The organism is Klebsiella sp. MS 92-3 (assembly GCF_000195655.1).
Taxonomy (GTDB): Bacteria; Pseudomonadota; Gammaproteobacteria; order Enterobacterales; family Enterobacteriaceae; genus Klebsiella; species Klebsiella pneumoniae.
Genome location: NZ_GL882851.1, coordinates 1 through 401, shown reverse-complemented (window position 1 = coordinate 401; position 401 = coordinate 1).

Genomic DNA, 401 nt, shown 5'->3' with positions numbered 1-401 from the left:
CCCCCCGGGGGGGGGGGGTTTTTTGTTTTCTGCTGCCGTCCGCCATCTCTTATTTCTCTGATCTTGCTGATAAAAAATCTTCTCTTTGCTTAAGAATACGCGTCAGGAAAACTCTCAATTCATCACTGTGGTAGATGCAATTTCCCCGGATCCTGTGCGATAATAATCGGGTAGATGCTCATTCCATCTCTTATGTTCGCCTTCGTGCCTCATAAACTCCGGAATGATGCAGAGCCGTTCTTACGGTGCTTATCGTCCACTGACAGATGTCGCATTTATGCCTCATCAAACACCATGGACATTACGTTGAGTGAAGCACCCAATTTGTTGTCAAACAGACCTGTTTTAACGCCTGCCCTGATTTCAGCGCAGGCGTTTTTTTCTTTCGGGGATCCGTCAAT